This window comes from Haloarcula salina (assembly GCF_010119195.1).
Lineage (GTDB): Archaea > Halobacteriota > Halobacteria > Halobacteriales > Haloarculaceae > Haloarcula > Haloarcula salina.
The window spans coordinates 60467-85324 of record NZ_WRXL01000005.1 but is presented as its reverse complement, the minus strand read 5'-3'; the positions used below and the strand labels follow the sequence as shown (position 1 = coordinate 85324).

The following is a 24858-nucleotide window of genomic DNA, read 5'->3' as shown; positions in this document are numbered from 1 at the left end:
CGGTCTCGATTCCCGGCGCAGAACGTCACCCGCGGACAGACCGCACTGCCGGGACGGTGATCGCCGCGGCACTGAGGAGGAGAACGAGCAGGGCGATGGGGCTCGTATAGAAGATGTCGAGCGACCCGCCCGAGAGCACGAGCGAGCGCCGCAGGTTCACCTCGGCGATCGGGGCCAGAATCAGTCCGAGCACCATCGGTGCCAGGGGGTAGCCCCGCAGTCGCATGGCGTAGCCGAGCACGCCCGCGCCGAGCATCACCCACGCGTCGAAGACGTTCCCGCGGAGCGCGATGGAGCCGATGACACAGAGGACGAGGATCACCGGCCAGATGTGGGACGACGGGATGTTGATGAGGCGGGCCCAATAGTTCGCGCCCAGCAGACCGAATATCAGGATGAGGATGTAGATGACGAGGAAACCCACGAAGATCGTATAGAGGAGCTCCGGTTCGTCTTGGTAGAGGCCGGGGCCGGGGTTGATGTCGTGGACCATCAGCGCGCCGATGAGTATCGCGGAGACCGAGTCGCCGGGGATACCGAGCGTCAGTGTCGGGATCAGCGCCCCGCCGGTGCTGGCGTTGTTCCCCGACTCCGCGGCGGCGACGCCCCGGATGTTCCCGTCGCCGAACGCGGGGACGCTGTCCTTGAGCCACCGCGTCGCTTCGTTGTACGTGATGAACGCCGCGATGTCACCACCCGCACCCGGAATCGAGCCGATGAACGCGCCGAGAACCCCCGAGCCGACGCTCACCGGCATGATCGACTTGAGGTCGGCGCGCGACGGGAACACGCCGGTCATCTCCTGGGCGGCCTCGTCGGTATCGTCGTCGATGCCCTGCGAGTACTTCCGCAGGCCCTCGGCGATGCCGAACAGGCCGATCATCACCGCGATGAACTCGACGCCCGTCAGGAGCTTCGCCATGTCGAACGTGTACCGGTGAAAGCCCGTGATCGGGTCGATGCCGACCGTCGCGACCAGCATGCCGAGCAGGCCGGACACCATCCCCTTGGTGATCGAGTCACCGCTCACGCTGGCGATGATCGTCAGCCCGAAGACCGCGAGCGCGAAGAACTCGGGCGACCGGAACTCCAGCGCCGCACCGGCGATGACCGGCGAGAAGAACATCAGCGCGAGCACGCTGATGACGCCGCCGATGAACGAGGCGACCGTGCTCGCCTTGATCGCCCGCCCGGCCTCGCCCTTCTTCGAGAGCGGATGGCCGTCGAACAGCGTCGCGGCCGCCGACGGCGTCCCGGGTGTTCGAATCAGTATCGCCGGGATCGACCCGGAGTAGACCGCGCCGCCGTAGATACCCAGCAGGAGCATCATCCCGTGGGCCGGATCCATCGTGAAGGTGAACGACAGGAGCACGGCGATGGTCATAGTCGCCGTCATCCCCGGGATCGATCCCATGATGATCCCCAGGAGGACCCCGGCCGTCATCAGAAAGATGACGAACGGGTCCGCGAGGTTCGCCAGCGCTGGTCCGATGTTCTCTACAACCATCCGGGGATCACCACCAGCGGGAGCCGCGGGAGCAGGCGCGAGATCGGGACGATCCCTTCGGGGAGTCGGATCAGGAACACCCGGGCGAAGATGTAGAACAGCAAGATCGGGAGCCCGACCGAGAGCCCCGCCATGAGCGGCTTAGACTTGATACCCGAGTAGTAGAGGATCGCCGGCATGTACAGCATCGTTCCGACGAGGAAACCAGTGAACGGCATCACCAGCAGGTACGCGACCAGGAGTCCGAGGACGATTGCCGGCGGTCGAAAGCTGAACTCACTGATTTCGAGGTCCGTCTCTGTACTCGTCAGGATGTCGGCAAACGAGAAGACGACGATGCCGACAGCGACCAGAATCGGGAAGAATCCGGGCCCGACCTGTCCATCGTCGGGGAACTGGCTCGCGCTGAAGATGACCACGACGGCGAGAAGGATGAAAACCACGGCGAGCGGGTTCGAGCGGATACTGCTCGGTCCGAGTTGGTCAATAGAGTCCGCTACTTTCTGTTTAATCATGGGTATCCTCTTCTGCGTGTGGAAATGGCGTAGCGCTGTATAAATGTACTGGTCTGGAAAACGCCCACGACAGCCCCCGTTCCGCCCGTTTCGGGGACTATCGGGAACTCGGTGCCGGACCTGATCGGCCCCGTGTCGGCGCCGACACCGCGACCGTGAGTGACCGCCTGTGTCGGCAGCGGGTCGAACAGTTCACACGGCCGCGTTTCGGTCGAACCGGTGGATTTACATACGTCTGACGGGCACTTCCGAGACGAACATGAGTGTCAGCAACGTAGTCGACGGTATCGACCAGATCCAGTTCGAACACGTCCGTGTCCTCGTCCTCACCGACGTTCCCGAGGGCGAGGTCACGCTCGTGGACACGGCCTTCGACGAGAACGGCCCGGAACTCGTCGAGACGCTGGAGGAGGAGTACGGGGGCGTCGACCGGGTCGTCATCACCCACGGCGACCACGGCCACCACGGCGGCCTCTCGCACGTCATGGACGCCTTCGACCCCGAACTCGCCATGCCGGCCGACGAGTCGAAGCTCTACGAGCACCTCGAAGAGGAGGACCTCGACTTCGAGCCCGACGTGGCATACGAGGACGGCGACGTGCTCGACGGCAATATCCGCGTGATTCAGGTCCCCGGGCACACCGAGGCCACGTCGGCGCTCCTACTCGAGGACCGCAACATCCTGATCTCAGGCGACACGCTCGACGGCTCCGACCGTGGCGGTCTCCCGGCCGGCTACCTCCTGCCACCGCCCGCGCTGTTCAACGACGACCACCGCGCAGCCGAACTCAATCTCTACAATCTGCTGGAGTACGACTTCGACACCCTGCTCGTCTTCCACGGCTCGCACGTCTTCGAGAACCCCAAGCAGAAACTCGACGACTTCCTGGTCGAGCGCGAGTGGAACGAGTGGGACCCCCGGACGGAGTAACTCGGTCCCGGTCGGTCCGCTGGCATTTCCTGCGGTTTCCTTCGCTCAATTCGTTCCCGACCGCGCAACTGCCCGGTCAGTCGAACCACCTAGAAACAGTCGTCCTCGTCGGTCGGTACCGTGCGATCAGGGCGGATCGGTGTTATCGGAGTACGGACACGTCGAACACCGGCTTGCACGTCTCGCCCGCGAGGAACGCCTCGAACGCTTCGTCGGCGTCAAGCAGGCTGAAACGGTCGTCGAGGAAGGTCTCGTGGTCAACGTCGCCCGACCCGATCAGCCGGAGCGCTCGATCGAAGTCTCGGTACATCGCACCGTAAGTACACTGGAGTTCGACCTCGGCGCGGACCAGCGGCGTGTACTCCATCGATGTCTCACCCGTCTGTCCGACGAGAACGATCTGTCCGCCTTTGCGGACTTCCCGGGCGGCCATCGGCAGCCCGGACGGATGCCCCGTCGTATCGAACACCACGTCGTAGCCGACGCCGTCGGTGCGGTCCTCGCGGTACGCCGCGAGGTCCTCTTCCTCGATGTTGATGGTCGGGAATCCGAGGTCTCCCGCGAGCGGGAGCCGGTAATTCGTGTCCTGGCCGACCCCGGCGACGACGACTTCGCCGCCCTGGGCGTCGGCGATCTGAGCCGACAGCAGTCCCATCGGACCGGGGCCGGCGACGAGCACGCGGTCCCCGGGACTCACCCGCGAGTTCTCGATGACCGCTCGGGTGCAGATGGCCGTGGGTTCGACCAGTGCGGCGTGGCGCGGCGAGACGTGACTCGGAACCGCCTGCAACGACGTCTCGGGGGCGACGACGTACTGGGCGTACGCGCCGTCGTGGTCAATTCCGGTGAGCTCGGTGTCCTGACAGATGTTCTCCATCCCGATTTCGCACTGATAGCACTCGCCACAGCCGCGAATCGGCCGCTCGATGACCTGATCGCCCACGTCGAACCGCGTGACGTCAGCGCCGAGCTCGACGACGCTTCCGGTGTATTCGTGGCCGATGATCGTCGGGAAGTTCATTCGTTCGAACGCCGACTTGAACTGATAGATTCCGGCGTCGCTGCCACAGAGCCCCGCGTAGTCCACTTCGATGAGGACTTCGTCGGCCGCCGGTGTCGGTCTGTCGACGTCGATGAGTTCCATACTGCCGGCTTCGGGAGCAGTCTTGGCTAACCCGCGCATGGTTGGTGTAGTCCGTTGACCTATTATAAATCTACGGTATACGGTCTGTAGACGTTCGCGGTGAAGACACTAATCGTCCCGTAGCACGCACACGAGAGACAATCCCTTTGCGTTCGGTTCCCAGGACGGTATCTCCCTCAGTAAAAACCCAACTTTTAAGGGACATACGACGAACTATCAGGTACAATGGTGGACAACACCAGTAGCGGCACGAGCGACCGTACCGTTGTGAACCGTCGTAACCTCCTCCGGAGCCTGGGCGCCGGTGGGATCGCGATGACCGCGGGCTGCATGAGCAGCCTCTCGGGCCAGCAGGAGTGGCCGGCGCGACCGATCGAAATCGTCTCGCCGTGGGCCGCCGGCGGCGGGGCCGACCGAACGAGTCGGGCCGTGGCCTCGGCCGGCGAGAACTACACAGACGTCGCCTGGAACGTGAGCAACCAGACCGGCGGCTCCGGGTCAGTCGGGATGAACGCCGCCGCTAACGCCGACCCCGACGGGCACACGATCGGCGTCGCGGCCCCCGAGATCGCGCTGTTCGAGCACCTCGGGATCGCCGACCTGAGCCCGGACGACATCACGCCGATCATGCAGTACACCGAGTTCCCGGCGGCGCTTCTCGTCCACGAGGACGCCGAGTTCAGCACGGTCCAGGAGTGGCGCGAGTACGGCCAGAGCAACACCTACCAGATGGCAAACTCCGGGTTCGGTTCCTCGTGGCACATGGCCGCCGCGGCGATCGCCAGCGAGGCCGGCGTCCAGGTCGAGCACGTCTCCTACGACGGCGCGGCGCCCGCGATGCAGGCCGTCGTGAACCAGGAAGCCGACTGTACCGCTGTCGGCGCGGCCGAAGCCGCGGCGCAGGTCCGCGACGGCCCGCTCCAGGCGCTCGGCGTCGCCTTCGACAAGCAGGTCGAGGCCCTCCCGGACACGCCGACGCTGACCGCCGAGGGGCTCGAAGTCCGCATCGGCTCCTGGCTCGGTCACTTCGTCCAGTCCGACATCTCCGACGAGCGCAAGCAGCAGATCACCGAGGTCTACAACTCCATCTACGAGGACGAGGGCTTCGTCGAGTTCATGAACAACAACGACTTCATCCGGGTGCAGCGCGGCCCCGAGGAGTTCAATTCGTTCCTCGAGCAGCAGTACGAGTACTACGGGAACCTCGTGGACGAACTGGGCATCGAAGAGCAGTAACGCCGTCTCCGAGCGGTCTTTCTTTCCCCCCACTTCCGCGACTCGTTTTCCGAGAGCTGTCTCGGTGAGCGCCCCGCCTCCCTCGTCCCTTCGCGCAGCCGCGAAGTGCCCGGACCAATAGATTAATCAATACCGATACTCTTGTTTCCCAGCATGCACACGATCGAGCACGAGGTGCAGCGACCGGACCGCGAAATCGTCGAGGCTTTCGAGGACGTGCCCAGCACTATCGTCTCCGACGTGACGGGGAACATCGGACTGACGATGGACGCGGGCATCGAACCCGCGTACGACGGCGTCGAGCTGGCCGGAACGGCGATCACAGTCAACGCTTCCCCCGGTGACAACCTCATCATCCACAAGGCGATCACGATGGCCGAGCCCGGCGACGTCCTCGTCATCGACTGCGACGGCTACACCGACACCGGCCACCTGGGCGAACTGATGTGCAAGTCCTGTCAGGTGAACGACCTCGCCGGCGTCGTCATCGACGGCGCGTACCGGGACAGCCGCGAGATAGCCGAGATGGAGTTCCCCGTCTACGGGCGCGGGACGAATCCCCAGGGACCGCTCAAGCAGGATCCGGGGTCGGTCAACGTCACGATCTCCGTCGGCGGCGTCAGCGTCGATCCCGGCGACATCGTCGTCGGCGATGACGACGGCCTCGCCGTCATCCCGGGGTCGGGAGCGGCGGAAGTCCTCGAACGGTCCCGCGAGAAACTCGACGCAGAAGACACCGTGCGCGACGAACTCGTCCAGGGTGAGTACCTCTTCGAACTCAACGGTTACGACGAACTGTTCGAGGACCTGAACGTCGTCGGCCCGGAAGACTCGATCCAGTAACGTCGCGGCCGCTCCGCTCTGTCCGTCCGAGGACGCGCCCGCCGGCGTCCGTCGTCCGCACTTTGATCCGTCCGTTACGACATCGTTGAAAAATTCGCAGTCGTTAAGCCTGCGGACGATAGACACTCGGTATGGCAGACCAGTCCGAATCCGGGTCGCGGCGGTTGCAGAGCGTCGAACGGGCGTTCGCCGTCATGGCGTTCCTCGACGAGGCAGACGGGGCGACGCTCTCCGAGACGGCTGAGGCCCTCGATATGCCGCCCAGTACGGCGCACATCCACCTGGGGACCCTCGTCGAGACGGGCTACGTCGTGCGCAAAGGCAACGACTATCACTGCAGTTTCCGGTTCCTCGAACGGGGCGGCCGGATGCGCGACGAGATGGCACTGTTCCGGGCGGCCAAGTCGGAGATCGACGACTTGCAGGAGCAGACCGGCGAACACACGAACATCACCGTCGAGGAGGACGGTTACGCGGTCCAGTTGTACAAGTCACACAGTCAGCAGTCGATCGACGACGACGCGCCGCTGGGCGACCACCTGTACCTGCACACGACCGCGACGGGGAAGGCCATCCTCTCGGAGCTCTCGGCCGAGACGGTCGAGGAGATTCTCGACGAGCGGGGGCTGCCGGCACGCACTGACGACACGATCACCGACTGGGACACGCTCTTCGAGGAACTGGAGACGATTCGAGAGCGGGACTACTCGATCAACCGCGGCGAGCACTTCCCCGGCGTGGCGGCCATCGGCACGGCCATCGTCTCCGAACCGGACGACGCCGTCGGCGCGATCAGCATCAGCGGTCCGCTCAGCCGGATGGGGCCCGATCGGGTCGAGGACGACCTCGCGCCGGCGCTGATGAACAAGAAGAACATCATCGAACTGAAGCTGAAACGCGCCGAGTGAGGCGAGTCGCCGTCGCTCCGGGGCCGTGTGTGGTCGCCGCTCAGTTCGGCGGGCTGTCCCACTCCGAGCCGTCGTCCTGTGGCTCGTAACCGAGGACGGCCTGCGCGTGCTCGATGTCGAACCACCGCGCCGCGTTGCCGCTGACGGCGTAGAAAGCGTCGTAGGTCACGTCTTCGTCTTCAAGACAGCATTCGAGCAGGTGCGCGAAGTCGCGCTGGGAGGTCCAGGACGCCTTGAGCCGCTTGACCATCTCTTCGTACTCCTCGCTGCCGCGCTCCCACGACCCGGTCTGGGACTGGTCCCACACCTCGTCGTCGTCGACGACGTGCTCGTCGCCGCGGTCGACGCCGCGTTCGGCGTCGCCGTAGGGGTGGTCGTACTCCGCGGTCCGGACGCTGGAGATGCGAAGCGAGTACACCTGGCTCGGCGCGCCGTCGCGTCGCGCGTGCGACCGACAGATGTGCTCGCCGAACATCTTGGAAGCTCCGTAGTAGCCGTCCGGCTTGGGGAGCGTCTCGTGGGTGAGACGGAACGGGTCGAACTCGCTCGGGTAGTCCTCCTCGTAGAGCTCCGGCGCGTGGTCTTCCTCGTAGAGTCCCATGACGCGCTGGGAGGAGGCGTAGATGAGCTTCTCGACGCCCGCGTCCTCCATGGCCTTGAGGACGTTGTACGTGCCCACGATGTTGGGCTCGATGATGTCCTCGAACTCCGCGCCCGCGTCGGACTGCGCGGCGAGGTGAATCACGGCGTCCTGCCCGTCGAACGCCGGTCGGATCGCCTCGTAGTCCGCGACGTCCGCCACGAACGTCTCGTAGTCGGGATGCTCGCTCCGGTTGAGGTACGTGAACTCGTACGCGTCCTTCTCGGCCAGGTAGTTGAGAATCGCTTCCCCAGCCTCGCCGAACGGGCCCGTAACGAGGACCTGTTGCTTAGCCATCGGTGAGGGTAGGTTTGGAACTATAATATTTAAACCTTGCCCATCCGGGTATCTACTGACGCTATGGAAGGAAACACAATAGAATCGACAACATCTGCCCAGAAATCGGATTATCCTTGGAATCATTACCAGAACGGTCACTCCTGTGGGACGGATCTCCTGCTTTCGGCACCCTCCAGTGACTGTTTCAACGATATTGAAGTACTGACGAGGCGATTTCGATGTAAAATAACAGCCGTACACTTGTGTCTGAGGGGATTATTCCTGATATTCCGGGCTGAGGCGGTCACGGAACGGGATTCGATATCGTTGAAACGATCCGGCCGCATCCAGCGGCTATCGGGTCGATGCGTGCCGTTTCACACTCTCGGCCGCTCGGCCGACTGCCGATTGTTTCGATGACGTTGAAATGCTCTCGGTGTGATGTAGGTTCGCACAGGAGCCATCGGTACCCTTTTGCCCATCATCGCACGAAGCGTCGGTATGGACCGCTCTCGAGCGTGGACGCTCGCCGTCTTCGTGTTCATCTTCGGTGACGCGGCGGCGATGCAGGCACGGGGGCCGATTCTCTCACGCATCGGCGAGGTGTTCGACGTGACCGAGGCGGCGTTGGGCCTCGTCGCCCCCGCCGGAACCGTTGGCTTCCTCGGGGCAGTCGTGGTGAGCGGCCTGTTCGCCGGCCGACTGCCGATGCGGCGACTGCTGGCGGTGGGGACGCTCGTCACGCCGCTCGCGCTCGTCCTGGCCGCGTTCGCCCCGAGCTACCCCGTCTTCCTGCTCGCGCTCGCCGTGCAGGGGACCGCCGCGGGGGCCTTCCGCGGACTCGACCGCGTCGTCCTGAGCCACGTCTACCCCGACGCCCGCGGGCGGATGTTCGCCGCGTACACCCTCGTCTGGGCGTTCGGCGCGGTCCTCAGCCCACAGTTGGTCAGCGTCGTGTTCTCCGTTGCGGACTGGCGCGTGATCTTCCTCGTCCTCGCGGGCTGCTTCCTCCCCGCGCTCGCGCTCGCCGGCCGATACGAACTGCCGTCCATGGCGGCCGAGCGGTCCGTCTCGCCAGCGGCGTTGCGGACGCTCTGTCGCCGCCCGGCGGTCGTCGGGACCTGTCTCGGCATGGTCCTCGTCGGCGCGCTCGAAGGGACGCTGTTCACCTGGCTCGCCTACTACGCCCGCGCGTTCTATCCCACTGCGCTGGCGAACTCGCTCCTGTCCACGTACCTGCTCGCGTACATCCCCGGTCGGCTCGGCTGTACCGTCGCCGTCGACCGCGTTCCCTCGCTCTCCCTGCTCCTCGTCGTGTTCGTTCCCGCGGTCCCCGCGCTCGCTGTCGCCTTCTCCGGGATCACGGGCCCGGTCCTCTTCGCCGCCGTGTTCGTGGCCGGGCTCGCGATTTCCAGCGGCTTCCCGGTCCTCTCGGGCTACGCGGTCGAGGCGGCGCCTGCCTACAGCGGTCCCGTCAACGCGGTCACGAACGGAGCGACGTACGTGGGGCTCGCGACCGCGCCCGCCGTCGTGGGCGTGTTCGCGGCGACGTACGGCATCGGCCGGGTCCTCGTGTCGACGGCGGCCGTCGCGCTTCTGTTTCTCGTCACCATTGCGGGGCTGTGGCTCTGGACCGGAACCGCGGATGCGCCGGCGCCGCATCGATCGGCAGAGTACTGAGACGCGAGCGCCGCAGTCGAGCCTATAGTAACAATTGAAACGATTTACACACCGATCGCACTGCTGTCGTACGATCGGGTGTGCATTGACTTTCAATGGCTACTATAGCGGTCCGCCGGCGGTCGCTGGCATTCCTCGACGACCGGCGCGGCTAACGGGAGTTCCATCGTTCGGCTCATCCCGGTCCGCTCCACCGTTTCGAAGCCGACGTTCTGATAGACGGTGATCGCTCGCTCGTTCTCCGGCGAGACGTCGAGCAGCAACCGCTCGTGGTCCCGGTCCTCGGCGTACGCCAGCACCTGTTTGACCAGTTCCGTCCCGATGCCTCGGCCCTGGAACCCGCGGCGCACGAAGACCACGAAATCCGGTTCGCTGTCCCCCTCGGGCGTCACGGCCGCGTGGCCGACGACGCGCCCGTCGCGGGTCGCGAGCAGGCTCCATCCGTCCGACACGATCCCGGTCAGCCACCGTCTGAGCGCGTCCCCGTCTGCCGGCGGAATACCCATCGTACGCGACTCGACTCCGAGCGATGCGTACATCTCGACGAGGTCGTCGCCGTCGTCGTCACAGAACTCACGGATCAACAGCGGCGCACCGCGGTCGTCGAAGAACCGCGGACATCGTGGGGGGCAGCCCACGGCCCCCTCGCACTCGGCGTTGTCCCAGTTATCGCAGGCTCGCTTGGCGCTCATGGCGTTTCATACGCAGGTCAGCCCTACCGGCCTTTCCCCGCACATTTTCGGGACTCTTTTACTGAACACCGGCCGTCGGGAAGGGCCTGGTCGGTTCGCGACCGGATGACTCGACACCCGTTCACACCTGGAAGCTTTTTGTCGATTCGCTCGGTACGGCTATTCATGACGGAGAGCGACTACGCCCTCGTGGGCGTGACGGACGACCTGCGCGCGGTGTCGGGTGCGCCGTCGGCCGCCGATTACGTCGAGTTCCGACTCGACCGGGCGGACGACCCGCTCGACCAGTTGGCCGCCTACGACGGGTCGGCGCCGCTGATCGTCGCGAACCGGCCGGCGTGGGCGGGCGGAACCGCTGGGGAAGCCGAGCGACTGGAACGGCTGGTGGCGGCCGCCGCGGACGACGCCGTCGGACTGGTCGACCTGGAGCTGGAGACGCTCACCGAGGAGCGGTGGGTGCTCGACGAGCTCCGCGACCGGGGCGTCGAACTGATCGTCTCGGCGTACGACACCGACCGGACGCCCTCGAAGGCGACCCTCGACCGGTGGTTCGAGGAGACCGCTCGGTACGGTCACCTGGGCAAGGTCGTCGTCCGGGCGGAGTCCCGAAACGACGCGCTGGTATTGCTCCAGTCGCTCAACGACGCCGCCAATCGCGGGCTGGCCGTCACCGGTCACGCCCGGGGGACGATCGGCCAGCACACCCGCGTCGTCGGCGTGTTCTACGGTGCCCGACTGTGTTACGCGCCGCTTCCCGGGACTGAAACGGACGCCGGCGACATCGAACTGGGCGCGCTCTCGGAACTCTTCGAGACGACCGTCCGTCCGAGAACGACACCGAGCTGATCCTTGCGAGGGCTCTTTTCGATCTGGGTCAGGTCGGCCGGAACGGTCTGGCTACCGACGGCGGTGGAACGCTCATATGGTTCGAGGGGATGCGTGAACGCTGCTGCCCGGGCCGAATACGTCCGCGGATTCGGACGATCATCCGAATTACGTGTTTATAACGGTCTATTCACCTTCTCGAACAGAAATCTGTGATTAGAATTCCCAGTATTTCAATACCCCACACTCATATGGGGATACACTCTATATTTTCGCGTCCAAAATCGAACTCGAACCCCCATCGAGGCCGAACGGTGCCCCTTCGCGCTACATGGATTAATAACTATGTAGGATCCAGAACCAAATTTTATATGCGCTGGAATGGTAAAGGATACCATGAAAATAGACGATTTCGCTCTCGCGGCCACAACAAACGATCTCACACGGGAACCTGACGCCCGAGGAGTGGCAGACCTCATCGAATTTCGGATGGACAAAGCGACCGACCCCGTAGAACAGATCGCTTCGTACGACGGCGAACTCCCTCTTATCGCGACGAACCGGACACGGTGGTTCGGCGGCAAAGCGACCGACTCCGGCCGACTCGACGACCTCTTCGCCGCCTCCCGCTTCGACGCGGTCGAGTTCGTCGACATCGAACTCGAAATCGCTCGCGCCAAAGAGTGGATCGTCCACGAGTTCCGCGAGAACGACGTCCAGTTGATCATCTCGCACCACGACTTCGAAGGGACCCCCGACCAGGACGTCCTCGACGCCATCATCGCGCAGTGCGCGGAGTACGGCGACATCGCGAAGGTTGCCACGTTTCCCCGGAGCAACGCGGACGCCCTCACGCTCCTCGACGCCGTCAACACCGCGACCCAGCGCGGTATCGACGTCGCCGGTATCTCGATGGGCGAGATCGGAAGCCACACCCGCGTCATCGCTCACCTCTACGGGTCGAAACTCGGCTACGCGCCGCTGGAGGGCGACGACAACGACTACGCGCCCGGCCAGATTCCCCTCGAGAAGCTCCGCACGCTGATCGACATGACGAAGAACGCGAGCGCGGGCGAGCACCTCATCGACATGCTCGAAGCCGAAGAGGTCGCCGTCCCGCAGGAACTGACGCTTTCTGACTGACCGGTTCTCAGGATTCTAGCCGCTCGACGTCCGACAGCACCGCGCTCGCCGTCTCCGCTCCGCCGGCTCCGCGACCGGAGATATCGAGCTGGCCGGCGTGTTCCGTCTCCAACTGGACGGCGTTGCGCGTCCCCGCCGGCGCGAGCGCCGCGTTCTCGGGGACGAGGCGCGGACCGACGCGCACCTGCCCGTCGGCGAACTCGACGATGAGTCGGATCGTCCGGCCGTCCTCTTTGGCCAGTTCGAGCATACTGCCCGGGAGGTCCTCGATCCCGTCCACGTCGGCGTCGGCGAGCGTGTACCCGCCGTCCGGGTCGAGGACGTTGGCGACGATGACGCCCTTCAGCGCGGCGTCCGTCCCGTCCACGTCGAAACTGGGGTCGGCCTCGGCGACGCCGAGGTCTTGCGCCTCCGCCAGCACGTGCTCGTAGTCCAGCCCTTCGGCCGCCATCCGCGAGAGGACGAAGTTCGCCGTCCCGTTCAGGACCCCGCGCATCGCCGAGATCCGCGACGGGCCGACGTCCTCGATGGTCGTGACGACGGGCATCGCACCGCCGACCGTCGCTCCGAACCGGACCTCGCCGGCGCTCTCCGCTTCGAGGGACCTGATCTCGGGGAAGCGCTCGGCGATGGGTCCCTTGTTCGCCAGCACGACGTGCCGGTCGCGTTCGAGCGCGGTTCGGACGTGGCCGAATCCCGGTTCGGCGTCACCGAGCGTCGTCGGCGTGGCCTCGACGAGCACGTCGTAGTCGGCCGACAGCGCGTCGCTCGGGTCGTCGGACCCGACGACGCCGTCCGTTCGCTTCGCGGCCAGCGCGTCGGCCGCGTCGATGCCGTCCGAGTCGACGACGGCGCTGCTGGAGTCGGCGAAGGCGGTGACCGAGTGGCCGTAGTCGGCGGCCAGTTCGACGACCGACGCGCCGACGGCCCCGGCACCGAGGACCGCGAGCCTCATTCCGCGCCTCCGGTCGTGAGGGGTTCGACCAGCCGCAGGTCCTTCTCCTCGGCGATGTCGCGGATGACCGAGAGGACTTCCTCGGTCGATCCCGACTCGGTCGCCAGTTTCATCCGGGCGCTCGAGATGTCGGACGCCCCCGCCGGCGCGGACAGCGAGATGTCCGTGACCGTCGCGCTCTTGGTCTCCTGAATCTGCGAGAGCGTGTCGGAGAGGTCGGTGTCGATGAGGTGCCCCGAGAGGATGATGGTCATCCCCTCGCTGTAGCGCTCGGTCCCGGCCTGGATGACGTTGATACCCGCGTCGCGGAGGCCATCGACGATCGTCTCGAAGCGGTCCGGCGTCGCCTCGATGTCGACCTCGACGGGGATGTGCCCGCGCGGGGTCACGTTCCCGCGCTCGTGGAAGATCGAGAGGAGATTGCCGCCGTGCTCGGCGATCGGTCGCAGCGACCGCAGGAGTTCCCCGGGCTCGTCGACCAGTTCCAGCCGCAGCGTGTACGCGCGAACGTCCGTCTGTGCGTCACTCATCGGACAGCCACCACCGATTCGCGGAAGTCATTGTCGGGGTTCACAGTCGAAAACTATTATCACCTTCTATTCGGGCACTGCGGGACGAGCGTCCGCGAGCGGACAGCCGAATCCGGTCGGCTCGGCCGACCCTCGTGTTGTCCCCGTCGCGGTGGGAGAAAACCTGATGCACTCCCCCTTGCAACGCTATCGCATGGACGCGGTCAATCCGGCGACGAACGAGCGAATCGACACGTACGAGGATGACTCGCCTGCGGCCGTGGAGCAGGCGCTCGCCGACGCGGCCGACGCCTTCGAGTCGTGGCGCGGGGTGCCGCTGCGCGAGCGACAGGAACTGCTCGCCAGCGCCGGCGAGGTGCTCCGCGACCGCACGCGCGAACTGGCAACGGTGATGACCCGGGAGATGGGCAAGCCGATAACGCAGGCCGAGAGCGAGGTCGAGAAGTGCGCCTGGGTGTGTGACCACTACGCCGAGTTCGCCGACTCGTACCTCGCGTCAGACCACCACCCCAGTCCTCCCGAAGCGACGGTCAAGACCCGCTACGACCCGCTCGGACCCGTACTGGCCGTCATGCCGTGGAACTACCCGTTCTGGCAGGTGTTTCGCTTCGCCGCGCCGTCGCTCACCGCCGGCAACGTCGGCCTGCTGAAACACGCCTCGAACGTCCCGGGCTGTGCGAAGGCCATCGAGGACGTGTTCCGCGAAGCGGGCTATCCCGAGGGCGCGTTCCAGTCGCTGCTCATCCCCTCGGACCTCGTGGACGACGTGCTGGAAGACGAGCGGGTCCGCGCCGCGACGCTCACTGGGAGCGGTCCCGCGGGCCGGGCCGTGGCTTCGACGGCCGGCGAGAACCTCAAGAAGACGGTGCTGGAACTCGGCGGGAGCGACCCGTTCGTCGTCCTCGACGACGCCGACATCGACGCGGCTGCCGAGACGGGCGCGTGGGCCCGGAACATGAACGGCGGGCAGTCCTGCATCGCCGCGAAGCGGTTTATTGTCCACGACGCCGTCTACGACGAGTTCCTCGACGCGTTCCTCGAGGAGGTCGAGTCGCTCGCCGTCGGCGACCCGATGGACGAGACCACCGAGGTCGGCCCGCAGGCCAGCCAGTCGCTCCTCGAGGACCTCCACGAGCAGGTCGAGGCCAGCGTCGATGCGGGCGCGACGGTGCTGGCCGGCGGCGAACCGCTCGACGGCGAGGGGGCGTTCTACCCCCCGACGGTGCTGACCGACGTGCCCGAGGGCTGTCCGGCCGACGCCGAGGAACTGTTCGGCCCCGTCGCGTCGGTGTTCCGCGTCGAGAGCGAGGACGCCGCCGTCGAGAAGGCCAACGACACGCGCTTCGGCCTGGGCGCGTCGGTCTGGACCGAGGACCGGGACCGCGGCGAGCGCGTCGCCTCGCGCATCGACGCCGGCTGTACGTACGTCAATCAGCTCACGAAGTCCGACCCGCGCGTCCCCTTCGGCGGCGTCAAGGACTCCGGCTACGGGCGCGAGCTATCGGCGGCCGGCATCCACGAGTTCGTCAACCGAAAGACCGTCTGGATCGAGTGAGCGACCTGCGACCGTCCCGGACCCCCCTCACGTCGACGCCTTCGGAAGCTCCACGGCGAACACCGCGCCCTCCGGCTCGTTGTCTTCGACCCACACGTCCCCGCCGTAGCCGTCGACGAGCGCGTACACGAGATACAGCCCGATGCCGGTCCCCTTGCTGTCGAGCCCCTTCTGGCCCTTGCCGAAGATCGAGTCCCGCACCTCCTCCGGCACGCCGGGGCCGTTGTCGGCGACTCGAAGCACGACGCTGTCGGCCCGTTCCTCGGCCGAGACGGTGACCTCGGGCGTCTCCTTGTCGGTGTGCTGGACGGCGTTCTTGAGCAGGTTGCGGACGACCGAGTCGATCATCTCGTTGGCGGCGACGGTGACCGGCGGGAGGGGCCCGTCGACCGAGAGCTGTGCCTGCGGTTCCGTCGAGCGGAACTCGTCGAGCTGTCGGTCGATGACGCCCCGCAGCGACACGGGGTGACTGTCCGTCTCCGACTGGAGCATCACGTCCGACATGTCCCGGGCCGTGCGGGTGAGTTCGACCGCGCTCTCGGCGCTCTTCAGCGCTATCTCGACGTGTTCCAGTTCGCCCTCGTCGACGCGGTCGGCGAGAATGTCGAGTCGCGCGAGGAGGATCTGCAGGTCGTTCCTGATGTCGTGACGGACGATCTGGTTCAGGAGGTCCAGATTGTCCCGCTGGGCCTCGATCCGCTGTTCGCGGTGAAGGCGGTCGAGCGTCGCGGTCAGGATCGCCGCCAGCAGTTCGGCGAGGTTTCGGTCGAACTCGTCGAACGCCGCCGCCGAGCGGGCGGCCGTGACGAACACGCCGTGGGCCGACAGCGGATGGACGAGCACGCTCTCGACGGACGCCTCGGCGGCGATTTCGGGGTAAGTCTCCCCCACGTCGCACACGACGCGCGTCTCGCCGGACGCGTACGCGTCGCGGACGATCTCGTGGACGGCGTGGTCGCCGCCCGCCTCGCCCGACGGGACGAACCCGATCCGCTCGCCCGCCCCGTCGCCGCTCGCCGTCGGATCGGGCCGGCGACGTGACTCGTCGAGATGGACGCCGCTGACGGGGAACGAGAGTACGTTCGCGGCGATGTCGACGGCGATCTCGGCGGCCTCCGTCGCCGTCTCGGCCTGAATGAGCGTCCGCGTCCCTTCGAGCGTCTCCCGGAGCGTGCGCTCGCGGGACTTCTGCTTGGTGATGTCCTGGTGGATTCCGACCGCTCTGAGCGGCTCGCCGTCGTCGCTCCGCTCGACGACCCTGCCCACGTCGCGGATCCAGATCCAGTCGCCGGCTTTCGTCCGAAGCCGGTGGTCACACTCGTAGTACTCGGTCTCGCCGTCCATGTGCGCGTCGAGCGCGGCGTCCACGTCGGCTCGGTCATCCGGGTGGATCCGGTTCTCCCACGCGCTCAGCTGATTGTCGATATCGTCGAGGTCGTACCCCAGCATCTCCGCCCACCGCTCGTCGTACGTGACCGCGTCCGTCTGCACGTTCCAGTCCCACACGCCCAGTCGCCCGCCTTCCAGCGCCATGTCGAGCCGCTCGGTGAGCGCTCTCAGCGCCCGCTCCTGTGCCTTCCGCTCGGTGATGTCGACGTACACTCCGAACTGCTGGTCCGTGTCGTCCTCGTGGACGAGCGGGGTCGATCGAAACAGGAAGTCCCGCACGCCGTCGACCGTCTCGCGTCGGACCTCTTCGGTCGCCTGCCCGCCCGCCGACGCGAGTTCGTCGATGGCCCTCGCTTCGGCCAGTTCACTCTCGGGAACGATGAGGTCGTTGAGGTCCTCGCCGCTCGTCTCCTCGACCTCGTACCCGAAGGTCGTCTCGAACGCCTCGTTCGCGTCCTTGAGGATCGTCCCGTCTCCGGTGAACTCGACGATGACGACGGGCTCGGGGATTCCCTGGAACAGCGCCCGAAACCGGTCTCGCTCGCGTTGCAGTTGCTCGTTTTGCTCGGTCTGCTCGCGCTCGTAGGCCGCCAGCGTCCGGCTCATGTCGTTGAAGCCGGAGAGGATTCGCTTCCAGTCCTCCGTCGCGTCGGTGTCGAGCTCGTAGCCGTAGTCCCCGCCCGAGAGCCTGTCGAAGCCGTCGAGCAGGCGCTCGTGGTACGAGAGCGTCCGCGTGTACAGCAGGACGCCGAGCCCGCCGACCAGCAGGAGTGCCAGCCCGACCGCGCCGAACTGATAGAGCGTGACGAGACGGAGGTCGTCGGCGAGCACGTCTCGGCTCGCCTGCACGCTCACGGTCCAGCCGGTCTCCGCGACGGTCGCGCTCGCCACGATGAGGTTCGTGGTCGGCTCGGGACGGCGCTCGTAGATGGCCTCCTCGGACCGTGACCGGACGGTGACGCCCTGATACCCGTCTACGGCGTACGTCGCGTTGCGGAGGAACGAACTGTCCTCGAGATGCAGCGCCGCATTGAGCGTGGCAACGACGGTCCCGTTCCGGTATATCGGCGTGCTGAACGTGACGATGTGGTGTCCCGACTCGGCGACCACCGGCGTGCTGACGTACGTCTCGCCGCGCACGGCCCGCTGGAAGTACCGTCGATTGCTGAAGTCGCTTCCGACCAGTCGATCGCGCGTTTCGGCGTCGAGCCCGGCGGCGATTCCGGTCATCGTCCCGTTCCGGTGGATGACAGAGACGCCGCTGAACGCGCTCTCGTCGACCGTCGCCTGTAGCGCGCGGTGCTGTCGCGGCTCGCCGTGGGCCGTGATGGCCGGATTCGTCGACCGGAGCCGCACCGTCCGCTTCAGCCCGGCGATCCTCGTGTTTAGATCGTTTGCGACCTCCTCGCTCGCGTGGGAGACCGACGCTGTCTGCTGGTCCGCCACGGACTGTTTGTTCATCTGGAAGCCCGTGAACACGATTCCGGACAGGACGACCGCGAGGACCACCAGCACCAGACCGAACTGCGCGCGGAGCTTCACGCGGTTCCACACCACCTGTCCACTGGCGCGGATCGCGGGCGGGCCAGCGCTTGGCGAGTACCCGACGACTGTCCCATCGCCGGGCACGTCACCGGGAACAGCCGATCAGCTACGAGTAGCATCAGATACTGGTAGCTCTATTCCGGCGGCGTACTTAAACGTGCGACCGCAAATATCATCGGTGAAAAGCGCGGGACGAAACGGCCATTCCCGGTAGCCGGCCGGTGTGTGCTGTCACCCCTCCTGCCACGGCGCGCCGTCGCGTTCGACGAAGCGCTCCTCGCGCTCGATACCGCGGATCCGTTCGACGTCCTCCTCGTCGAGTTCGAGGTCGAGCGCCCCGAGATTGTCGCGGATGTGGGCTTCTCCTGTGGCCTTCGGGACGACGCTGACGTTCTCGCGTGAGAGGAGCCACGCGAGGCTCACCTGCGCCGCGCTGGCGTCGTGTCTCTCGGCTATCTCGCTGATTTCGGGCATTTCGAAGACCCGGCCGCGCGCCAGCGGCGAGTAGGCGACGTGGTGGTAGTCGTGCTCCTGGGCGTGGGCGACGAGGTCGTCCTGCTGGAGCAGGGGGTGGGTCTCGGCCTGGTGGGCGAACAGCGGCGAATCGAGATGGTCCATCGCCTCGTCAAGCAGTTCCTCGCTGAAGTTCGACACCCCGACGTGGTCGACGAGGCCGCGGTCGACGAGTTCGTCGAAGGCCTGCAGCGTCTCGGCGGCGTCGTAGTTCCCGACCGGCCAGTGGACGTACAGCAGGTCGAGTCGATCCAGCCCCAGGCGGTCGAGCGAGGCTTCGAGGCCCTCGATGACCTCGCTGTGGGCCAGACCGAACCGCACCGGGTGGACCTTCGTCGCGACGAATAGCTCCTCGCGAGGGACGTCGGCCCGCGCGATGCCCTCGCCGACGGCGTCCTCGTTCTCGTAGTGCTGTGCGGTGTCGACGTGCCGGTAGCCCGCTTCGAGCGCGATGCGCACGCTCTCCGCACAGGTCTCCGGGTCCGTGTTCTCCCACGTGCCGAGCCCGATTTCTGGCAGGTCCTGCATGGCCCAGACGTCCCGCGAGAGGGTCATATCTCTTTGGTTCGGCCGGTGAGCGGCGGCCGCGTCAGCGTTCGGACCCGTCGCCGTCGATTGACTCGAGCGGTGCGGCGTTCCCGAACGTCGGTTCCGGCGGGTCGTCGCCGGGCGCGGCCCACTCGCAGGCGTTCGCGAGGACGCGCTGGATCGTCTCGTCGTGGTAGATCGGATACGTCTCGTGGCCCGGGCGGAAGTAGAAAATCCGGCCCGCGCCGCGTCGGTAGCAACACCCCGAGCGGAACACCTCGCCGCCCTCGAACCACGACGTGAACACGAGGCTGTCTGGTGCGGGCACGTCGAAGCGTTCGCCGTACATCTCGGCTTCTGGCAGTTCGACGCATTCATCGAGGCCGTCGGCGATGGGATGGCCGGGTTCGACGACCCAGAGGCGCTCTTTCTCGCCGGCCTCCCGCCACTTGAGGTCGCAGGTCGTCCCCATCAGCTCCCTGAAAATCTTCGAGTAGTGCCCCGAGTGGAGGACGAGCAGCCCCATCCCGTCGAGGACGCGCTCTCTGACGCGAGCGACGACGGCGTCGTCGACCGCGTCGTGGGCCGTGTGGCCCCACCACGTCAGCACGTCGGTGTCGTCGAGCACGTCCTCGGTCAGGCCGTGTTCGGGGTCGTCGAGCGTCGCCGTCCGGGTCTCGAACCCGCGGTCGTCGAGTGCCGCTGCGACGGTCCCGTGGATGCCGTCGGGATAGATCTCCGCGACGGCGTCGTTCTCGCGCTCGTGGACGAACTCGTTCCAGACCGTGACTCGCGTCATAGCCGTGGATTCGCCGTAGTCGGTAATCCCGTTGGCGATGCGACACGGCCCAGTCCGGCGTCGGTCACTCGGGGAGGTAGAAGTCCGATTTCCCCGTTTTGTACGGCGAGGCGTCCCTGATCTTGGCGATCTTGGCCGGGCTCCGATCGCGCACGATGACGACGTCGTATTGGTCGTCGATGGCGATCGACCGGCCGACGCTGCTGACGGTCGAGACGAGGTGGCCGGCGTTGTCGCTCCCGATGAAGACCATCGAGGCGTCGACCGTTTCGGCGACGTTTCGGACGCGCTTGGCGATCGTCCCCGCCGGTGCGTAGCGGTCGACGACCTTGTGCCGGAAGTCCGCGCTCGGACACAGGTCGGTCACCTGCTCGTGGACCGTCCCGACGACGGCCTCCATGTCGAACGATTCGTCCGATCCGAGCCAGTCGCGCTCTCTGGCGTACTCGGCGTTGCCCCGCGGGATCACGGTCACGGCCAGGACGCCTTCCTCGAAGACGGTTCCGAACTCGGTCGCTCGGACGAGCGCGGCTTCTGCGAGTTCCGAGCCGTCGAACGGGACGACCAGCGTCATAGTTCCGCTTCGCTCCGCGACCGGAAAGTACGTCCGGTGTCAGTACGCCGTGAAACCGGCTGTGGCAGCGGCCCCTCCGGGCCAGACGCGCCGGAACCGAATGGGCCGGCGGCGGATCGCGCGAGCGGTGGTCCACCCGGCTCGGCGGTTCACGTCGTCTTCTGCAGCGTCACGACGAACACCGCGCCTGCCGGATCGTTGTCTTCGACCCGGACTTCACCGCCGTAGCTGTCGACCAGCGTCTGGACGAGGTACAGTCCGATGCCGGTGCCGCCGCTCTCGAGGCCCTTCTCGCACTTTCCGAAGATCCGCTCCTTGCGGTCGTCGGGGACGCCCGGGCCGTTGTCGGCGATCCGGACGACGACGCGGTCGTCGCCGTCCGCCACCGAGACGTGGACCTCGGCCACCGACTTGTCGTTGTGCTGGACCGCGTTCTTCAGCAGGTTCCGGAACACCGAACTCAGCATCTCGTCGGCGTGAACCGAGACGGCCGGGATCGGATCGTCGATGGAGAGCACCGCCCGGGGATAGTCCGCGCGGACGTTCTCGAACTCTCGTTCGAGCGCCTTCCGGAGGGACACCTGCTGGTCGTCCGCCGCCGTCGTGAGCATGACCTCAGCCATGTCCCGCGCCGTCTGGGTCAACTCGACCGCGTGCTCGGAGCTCTCACGGAGAGTTTCGAGGTACGCTTCGCCCTCTTCGTCGTCTACGTGGTCCGTCAGCAGGTCGGCGTAGGCGGTGACCAACTGGAGGTCGTTGCGGATGTCGTGTCGAAGCACCTGATTCAGGAGGTCGAGATCGTCGCGTTGCTCCTCCAGCCGTTGCTCGTAGGCCTTCCGGTCGGTGATATCGTGGAGCGTGGCCATCGTCGCCGGTTCGCCGCGATACTGGATACACGACACCTCGAGGTCGATGTCCCGCCGGTCGCCGTCGGCGGTGACGATCTCGATGTCGTACCGCGACGGGGGGCTCTCGCCGTGGATCCGCTCCTCGTACCGCCGCGTGACGAGGTCGTGGTACTCCGGGGCGATAACGTCGCGGAAAGACCGGCCGAGGAGTTCGGATTCCGGCAGCCCCGTCAGCGAGCTCATCGCCTGATTGACGAACTGGAGTTCACTGTCCTGGACGATGACGACCCCTTCGGTGCCCTGTTCGACGAGGGCTTCGTACTTCTGTCGCTCCTCGGCGAGTTCCCGCTCGCGCTCCTTGCGCTCCGTGATATCGCGGGAGTTGACGACGTATCCGTAGGGGGCCGTCTCCGTGTGACTCCCGGCGACCGACTCGAGCCATACCCAGTGGCCGTCGTGGTGACGCTGTCGGTACGTGACCGGCTGGGTGACCTCTTCGGGCGATTCGAGCAGGCTCTCGAAGCGCTCTACGACCGCGCCTCGGTCGTCCGGGTGGATCGACTCGAAGACGTTCCTTCCGATACGGCTCTCCGGTTCGTATCCGAAAATCGTCTCGACGGCGGGGCTGACGTACGCGATCGTCCCCTCGTCGTCGACGACGGTGAGGATGTCGTGAGAGTGCGCCAAGAGCGTCGAGAGTTCGTCGGCCGCCGAGAGACTGGGCATATACTATCTCGGGACCAGAGAGAAATAAAACTGCACTCGTCTTATCACCAACTGAGAGTACCCTGCAGACAGTCGGAAATCGAACCTGCACGCGAGTGGCTGTCGGAAACAATCGTCGCGGATCCTGCACGTGGCGCGCCGGTCGTCACTTGACCGTCACGCCGGTGACCTCGAACCGCGCGCCGCTCTCTTCGCTCGCCGCGACCCGGATCGACCACCCGTGCGCGTCGACGATCTGTTCGACGATCGCCAGTCCGAAGCCGGTCCCGTCCTCCGCCGTCGAATATCCCGTCTCGAAGACCTTCTCGCGCTCGCTCGCGGGTATCCCGGGACCGTCGTCCGCGACGTAGAAGCCGTCCGAGAGCGGCCCGACCCGGACCGTGACCTCGTCGCCACCGTGTGCCCTCGCGTTCCTGAAAAGGTTCTCGAGGAGCTGGAGGAGTCGGGCCTCGTCACAGACGATGGTGTCGAGCTCGTCGGGCACGTCGAGCGTCGCCTCGTCCGCACCGGTCGCGGTCCACGCCGAGTTGACCGCTCGCGTCAGGGGAACGGGTGAGGCGTCGATGACCTGCGTCCCCTGTCGGGCGAACGTGAGGAGGTCGTCGATGAGCGCGTCCATGCGGTCGAGCGCGTCTCCGAGTCGCTCGACCGCTTCGCCCTCGCAGTTGTCGCTGACGAGTTCGTGGTTCGCCGTCGCGAGGCCGAGCGGGGCGCGGAGGTCGTGTGAGACGATACTGGCGAACTCGTCGAGGCGCTTGTTCTGCCGTTTCAGTTCCTGCTCGCGTCGCTTTCGCTCCGTGATGTCGGTGATCGTCGCCATGATCCGCGTCTCGCCGTCGATGTGGAGCGGCCCGAGGCTGATCTCCACGGGGAATCGCTCGCCGCCGCGTCGCACCGCCGTGAGGTCGAGTCCGGCGCCCATCGGCCGGGGCGTCGGGTCTTCGACGTACTCCTCTCGGAGCGTCACGTGCTCTTTACGGTACTGCTCCGGCATGAGCTCCTCGACCGATTTGCCGCGAAGCGCTTCTTGCTCGTACTCGAACAGGTCGGCGGCGCTTTCGTTCAGCTGTCGAATCACGCCGTCCTCATCCACGATGACGACGGCGTCGGGCGTCGCTGCCAGTATTCGTTCCAGCTCTCGGTCGCGGTGTTCGAGTTGTCGCTTGTAGTCGCTCGCCGCCTCCTCGGCGCGGACGCGGGCGACGGCGTTCTCGATGCGGTTGGCCAGCACCGCGAACTGGTCGGTCCCACCCTCCTTCTGGAGGTAGTCGGTCACGCCGAGCGATATCGACTCGCTGGCGACCTCCTCAGACCCCTTCCCGGTGAAGAGGATGAACGGGACGTTCGGATACTCGGCCCGGACTTCTTCGAGGACTTCCAGTCCGTCGAGTCCCGGCATCTGATAGTCGCTGACGATACAGTCGAAATCTGCCTCGTCGAGCCGCGAGCGCACTCGCTGAGGTGCTGTCTCCGCTTCGACTGTGATTCGTTCGCTCTCCTGCTGGAGGAACATCGCGGTGGTCTCGGCGAAGTTGGGCTCGTCGTCGACGTGGAGCACCCTGATCTGTCCGTCGCTTTCCGTGGCCGCGTCGTGAGCACGCGCCAGCCCAATCTGGGAACCCATATATAACGGTTGCTGGCTGCAATGATAACTGGTGGGCATGAATATACATGATTCATAGACACGAAACAACCGTTGCCGCGACTGATGACGACGTGTTCCGCGACGCGAACGACCAGCCGTCGGTCCGACCATACGACAATCAGGTGATATATTTATGTCCGAATAGGACGATGATCGTAATATGTCAAAGCAGTCCACAGCAACGGAGGACGCACAGCTGTTTCGGCTCCCGGCGAACAGCATCGCGTACGTCGCCGTCATCGCCGCGCTCGTCTCGGCCGTGATTCACCTGTTGCTCGCGCCACGAGTGATGCAGTTCAGTCAGACGACGGGTATCCTGTTCTACCTCAACGGGGCCGGCTGGATCGGCGGGCTGTTCCTGTTCTTCAGTCGGTTCTGGCGGCGCGAACTGTACCTCGTCGCCGCGGGCTACGCGCTCGTCACCCTCGTCGCGTTCTTCGCGATGGGCGGGCGGCTCAACACGATGGCAATCGCCTCGAAAGCCGTCGAAGCGGTCGTGGTACTCGCCACGGTCTACCTGTACACGGCCGAACCGAGCGGGCCGTAGCGCTCGCTGACCGCCGGTGTATTCCAAGCGAACGCCGCCGGTCTCGCTCTCCTCGACTCGGATCGATCAGCCGTGAGCGTCGGCGATCGTCTTGACGACGTAGAGGCCGTACCCGGTCCTGTCAGGGCTCGCCGTACGTCCCGGTCCCCAGACCCGGTCTCTATCCGCCTCCTCGATTTGTCTCGCGTCGTAGAAGCCGATCACGAACACCCCCCGAGTATCCTTGTCGTAGCCCAGTTCGCGGCGAGAAAGGCAGTGTCGGCCACCGCGACGGCGCGTGATGCCCGGTACGGGATCGCCGAACATGGTCTCCCGGACCATTCCGACGTCCGACCACGCTGACACCCCCAGCCGCGAGATA

The 24858-nt window shown here is 65.9% G+C and carries 23 protein-coding genes; 9 read left to right on the top strand and 14 right to left on the bottom strand.

All coding sequences use genetic code 11. The features are described from left to right. Positions 1-25: 25 nt before the first annotated feature. Both GM656_RS13915 and GM656_RS13910 read right to left on the bottom strand, forming a co-directional pair. Positions 26-1507, bottom strand: coding sequence for a tripartite tricarboxylate transporter permease (locus GM656_RS13915; RefSeq protein WP_162414284.1), 1482 nt, complete (start codon positions 1505-1507; stop codon positions 26-28). After that, on the bottom strand, positions 1498-2022 hold the full coding sequence (locus GM656_RS13910) for a tripartite tricarboxylate transporter TctB family protein (RefSeq protein ID WP_162414283.1): 525 nt from the start codon (positions 2020-2022) through the stop codon (positions 1498-1500). The genes GM656_RS13915 and GM656_RS13910 overlap by 10 nt, the downstream gene beginning before the upstream one ends. A 259-nt stretch (positions 2023-2281) precedes the next feature. Between GM656_RS13910 and GM656_RS13905 the strand changes: the two genes are divergently transcribed. Beyond that, positions 2282-2953 carry an MBL fold metallo-hydrolase gene (locus GM656_RS13905; RefSeq protein ID WP_162414282.1) on the top strand — a complete coding sequence of 224 codons (672 nt, stop codon included), beginning with the start codon at positions 2282-2284 and terminating at the stop codon, positions 2951-2953. Positions 2954-3095: 142 nt separating this feature from the next. Here GM656_RS13905 and GM656_RS13900 read toward each other — a convergent pair whose 3' ends face one another. Next, complete coding sequence (locus tag GM656_RS13900; protein WP_162414281.1) at positions 3096-4136, bottom strand: zinc-dependent alcohol dehydrogenase; 1041 nt, start codon at positions 4134-4136, stop codon at positions 3096-3098. 186 nt (positions 4137-4322) lie between these two features. On the opposite strand from GM656_RS13900, the gene GM656_RS13895 reads away from it, so the two are divergent. The 3 genes from GM656_RS13895 (at position 4323) to GM656_RS13885 (ending at position 7084) form a co-directional block, all read left to right on the top strand. Further along, positions 4323-5333 (top strand): Bug family tripartite tricarboxylate transporter substrate binding protein, encoded by a 1011-nt coding sequence (locus GM656_RS13895; protein ID WP_162414280.1) that lies wholly within the window; start codon positions 4323-4325, stop codon positions 5331-5333. 153 nt (positions 5334-5486) lie between these two features. Continuing rightward, positions 5487-6176 carry an RraA family protein gene (locus GM656_RS13890; RefSeq protein WP_162414279.1) on the top strand — a complete coding sequence of 230 codons (690 nt, stop codon included), beginning with the start codon at positions 5487-5489 and terminating at the stop codon, positions 6174-6176. A 131-nt stretch (positions 6177-6307) separates the two neighbouring features. Beyond that, complete coding sequence (locus tag GM656_RS13885) at positions 6308-7084, top strand: IclR family transcriptional regulator (RefSeq protein ID WP_162414278.1); 777 nt, start codon at positions 6308-6310, stop codon at positions 7082-7084. A 40-nt stretch (positions 7085-7124) separates the two neighbouring features. On the opposite strand, the gene GM656_RS13880 is transcribed toward GM656_RS13885, so the two are convergent. Then, positions 7125-8021 (bottom strand): NAD-dependent epimerase/dehydratase family protein, encoded by an 897-nt coding sequence (locus tag GM656_RS13880; protein WP_162414277.1) that lies wholly within the window; start codon positions 8019-8021, stop codon positions 7125-7127. A gap of 483 nt (positions 8022-8504) precedes the next feature. On the opposite strand from GM656_RS13880, the gene GM656_RS13875 reads away from it, so the two are divergent. Beyond that, positions 8505-9683 (top strand): MFS transporter, encoded by a 1179-nt coding sequence (locus GM656_RS13875; protein WP_162414276.1) that lies wholly within the window; start codon positions 8505-8507, stop codon positions 9681-9683. Positions 9684-9775: 92 nt separating this feature from the next. On the opposite strand, the gene GM656_RS13870 is transcribed toward GM656_RS13875, so the two are convergent. Continuing rightward, positions 9776-10375 (bottom strand): GNAT family N-acetyltransferase, encoded by a 600-nt coding sequence (locus tag GM656_RS13870; RefSeq protein ID WP_162414275.1) that lies wholly within the window; start codon positions 10373-10375, stop codon positions 9776-9778. Positions 10376-10540: 165 nt separating this feature from the next. Between GM656_RS13870 and GM656_RS13865 the strand changes: the two genes are divergently transcribed. Together GM656_RS13865 and GM656_RS13860 are read left to right on the top strand one after the other, a co-directional pair. Further along, on the top strand, positions 10541-11221 hold the full coding sequence (locus tag GM656_RS13865; RefSeq protein WP_162414274.1) for a type I 3-dehydroquinate dehydratase: 681 nt from the start codon (positions 10541-10543) through the stop codon (positions 11219-11221). A 444-nt stretch (positions 11222-11665) separates the two neighbouring features. Further along, entirely contained in the window at positions 11666-12343 is a 678-nt protein-coding gene (locus GM656_RS13860; RefSeq protein WP_241692776.1) for a type I 3-dehydroquinate dehydratase, read from the top strand. A gap of 7 nt (positions 12344-12350) precedes the next feature. On the opposite strand, the gene GM656_RS13855 is transcribed toward GM656_RS13860, so the two are convergent. Together GM656_RS13855 and GM656_RS13850 are read right to left on the bottom strand one after the other, a co-directional pair. Further along, positions 12351-13298, bottom strand: coding sequence for a homoserine dehydrogenase (locus GM656_RS13855; RefSeq protein WP_162414272.1), 948 nt, complete (start codon positions 13296-13298; stop codon positions 12351-12353). Then, a complete protein-coding gene (locus GM656_RS13850) occupies positions 13295-13828 on the bottom strand; it encodes an amino acid-binding protein (RefSeq protein WP_162414271.1) in 534 nt (177 codons plus the stop codon). Before GM656_RS13850 ends, GM656_RS13855 begins: the two co-directional genes overlap by 4 nt. Positions 13829-14021: 193 nt before the next feature. Between GM656_RS13850 and GM656_RS13845 the strand changes: the two genes are divergently transcribed. Beyond that, the gene (locus GM656_RS13845; RefSeq protein WP_162414517.1) at positions 14022-15383 is read left to right on the top strand and encodes an NAD-dependent succinate-semialdehyde dehydrogenase; all 1362 of its coding nucleotides are present in this window, start codon (positions 14022-14024) and stop codon (positions 15381-15383) included. Positions 15384-15410: 27 nt separating this feature from the next. On the opposite strand, the gene GM656_RS13840 is transcribed toward GM656_RS13845, so the two are convergent. The 6 genes from GM656_RS13840 to GM656_RS13815 all read right to left on the bottom strand — a co-directional run bounded on the left by GM656_RS13840 (position 15411) and on the right by GM656_RS13815 (position 23929). Beyond that, the gene (locus GM656_RS13840; protein WP_162414270.1) at positions 15411-18314 is read right to left on the bottom strand and encodes a PAS domain-containing protein; all 2904 of its coding nucleotides are present in this window, start codon (positions 18312-18314) and stop codon (positions 15411-15413) included. A 234-nt stretch (positions 18315-18548) separates the two neighbouring features. Continuing rightward, on the bottom strand, positions 18549-19358 hold the full coding sequence (locus GM656_RS13835) for an aldo/keto reductase (protein ID WP_162414269.1): 810 nt from the start codon (positions 19356-19358) through the stop codon (positions 18549-18551). Positions 19359-19419: 61 nt separating this feature from the next. Further along, positions 19420-20157 carry a ThuA domain-containing protein gene (locus GM656_RS13830; RefSeq protein WP_162414268.1) on the bottom strand — a complete coding sequence of 246 codons (738 nt, stop codon included), beginning with the start codon at positions 20155-20157 and terminating at the stop codon, positions 19420-19422. 64 nt (positions 20158-20221) lie between these two features. Further along, positions 20222-20731 carry a universal stress protein gene (locus GM656_RS13825; RefSeq protein ID WP_162414267.1) on the bottom strand — a complete coding sequence of 170 codons (510 nt, stop codon included), beginning with the start codon at positions 20729-20731 and terminating at the stop codon, positions 20222-20224. Between the two features lie 149 nt (positions 20732-20880). Continuing rightward, entirely contained in the window at positions 20881-22305 is a 1425-nt protein-coding gene (locus GM656_RS13820; RefSeq protein ID WP_162414266.1) for a PAS domain-containing sensor histidine kinase, read from the bottom strand. A 145-nt stretch (positions 22306-22450) separates the two neighbouring features. Further along, positions 22451-23929 (bottom strand): hybrid sensor histidine kinase/response regulator, encoded by a 1479-nt coding sequence (locus tag GM656_RS13815; protein WP_162414265.1) that lies wholly within the window; start codon positions 23927-23929, stop codon positions 22451-22453. Between the two features lie 181 nt (positions 23930-24110). Here GM656_RS13815 and GM656_RS13810 point away from each other — a divergent pair, with 181 nt between their 5' ends. Continuing rightward, positions 24111-24497: a DUF7475 family protein gene (locus GM656_RS13810; RefSeq protein WP_162414264.1), complete on the top strand. Its 387-nt coding sequence runs from the start codon at positions 24111-24113 to the stop codon at positions 24495-24497. A gap of 66 nt (positions 24498-24563) precedes the next feature. Here GM656_RS13810 and GM656_RS13805 read toward each other — a convergent pair whose 3' ends face one another. After that, positions 24564-24818, bottom strand: coding sequence for a HAMP domain-containing histidine kinase (locus tag GM656_RS13805; RefSeq protein WP_162414263.1), 255 nt, complete (start codon positions 24816-24818; stop codon positions 24564-24566). Positions 24819-24858 lie beyond the last annotated feature (40 nt).

What these genes read in the sequence shown, in the direction of transcription:
- GM656_RS13915 (WP_162414284.1), bottom strand. Translation starts at nt 1,507, where the DNA reads ATGGTTGTAGAGAACATCGGACCAGCGCTGGCGAACCTCGCGGACCCG.
- GM656_RS13835 (WP_162414269.1), bottom strand. Translation starts at nt 19,358, where the DNA reads ATGCAGGACCTGCCAGAAATCGGGCTCGGCACGTGGGAGAACACGGAC.
- GM656_RS13810 (WP_162414264.1), top strand. Translation starts at nt 24,111, where the DNA reads ATGTCAAAGCAGTCCACAGCAACGGAGGACGCACAGCTGTTTCGGCTC.
- GM656_RS13880 (WP_162414277.1), bottom strand. Translation starts at nt 8,021, where the DNA reads ATGGCTAAGCAACAGGTCCTCGTTACGGGCCCGTTCGGCGAGGCTGGG.
- GM656_RS13875 (WP_162414276.1), top strand. Translation starts at nt 8,505, where the DNA reads ATGGACCGCTCTCGAGCGTGGACGCTCGCCGTCTTCGTGTTCATCTTC.
- GM656_RS13905 (WP_162414282.1), top strand. Translation starts at nt 2,282, where the DNA reads ATGAGTGTCAGCAACGTAGTCGACGGTATCGACCAGATCCAGTTCGAA.
- GM656_RS13890 (WP_162414279.1), top strand. Translation starts at nt 5,487, where the DNA reads ATGCACACGATCGAGCACGAGGTGCAGCGACCGGACCGCGAAATCGTC.
- GM656_RS13830 (WP_162414268.1), bottom strand. Translation starts at nt 20,157, where the DNA reads ATGACGCGAGTCACGGTCTGGAACGAGTTCGTCCACGAGCGCGAGAAC.
- GM656_RS13815 (WP_162414265.1), bottom strand. Translation starts at nt 23,929, where the DNA reads ATGGGTTCCCAGATTGGGCTGGCGCGTGCTCACGACGCGGCCACGGAA.
- GM656_RS13820 (WP_162414266.1), bottom strand. Translation starts at nt 22,305, where the DNA reads ATGCCCAGTCTCTCGGCGGCCGACGAACTCTCGACGCTCTTGGCGCAC.
- GM656_RS13855 (WP_162414272.1), bottom strand. Translation starts at nt 13,298, where the DNA reads ATGAGGCTCGCGGTCCTCGGTGCCGGGGCCGTCGGCGCGTCGGTCGTC.
- GM656_RS13900 (WP_162414281.1), bottom strand. Translation starts at nt 4,136, where the DNA reads ATGCGCGGGTTAGCCAAGACTGCTCCCGAAGCCGGCAGTATGGAACTC.
- GM656_RS13895 (WP_162414280.1), top strand. Translation starts at nt 4,323, where the DNA reads ATGGTGGACAACACCAGTAGCGGCACGAGCGACCGTACCGTTGTGAAC.
- GM656_RS13805 (WP_162414263.1), bottom strand. Translation starts at nt 24,818, where the DNA reads ATGGTCCGGGAGACCATGTTCGGCGATCCCGTACCGGGCATCACGCGC.
- GM656_RS13865 (WP_162414274.1), top strand. Translation starts at nt 10,541, where the DNA reads ATGACGGAGAGCGACTACGCCCTCGTGGGCGTGACGGACGACCTGCGC.
- GM656_RS13825 (WP_162414267.1), bottom strand. Translation starts at nt 20,731, where the DNA reads ATGACGCTGGTCGTCCCGTTCGACGGCTCGGAACTCGCAGAAGCCGCG.
- GM656_RS13850 (WP_162414271.1), bottom strand. Translation starts at nt 13,828, where the DNA reads ATGAGTGACGCACAGACGGACGTTCGCGCGTACACGCTGCGGCTGGAA.
- GM656_RS13870 (WP_162414275.1), bottom strand. Translation starts at nt 10,375, where the DNA reads ATGAGCGCCAAGCGAGCCTGCGATAACTGGGACAACGCCGAGTGCGAG.
- GM656_RS13845 (WP_162414517.1), top strand. Translation starts at nt 14,022, where the DNA reads ATGGACGCGGTCAATCCGGCGACGAACGAGCGAATCGACACGTACGAG.
- GM656_RS13910 (WP_162414283.1), bottom strand. Translation starts at nt 2,022, where the DNA reads ATGATTAAACAGAAAGTAGCGGACTCTATTGACCAACTCGGACCGAGC.
- GM656_RS13885 (WP_162414278.1), top strand. Translation starts at nt 6,308, where the DNA reads ATGGCAGACCAGTCCGAATCCGGGTCGCGGCGGTTGCAGAGCGTCGAA.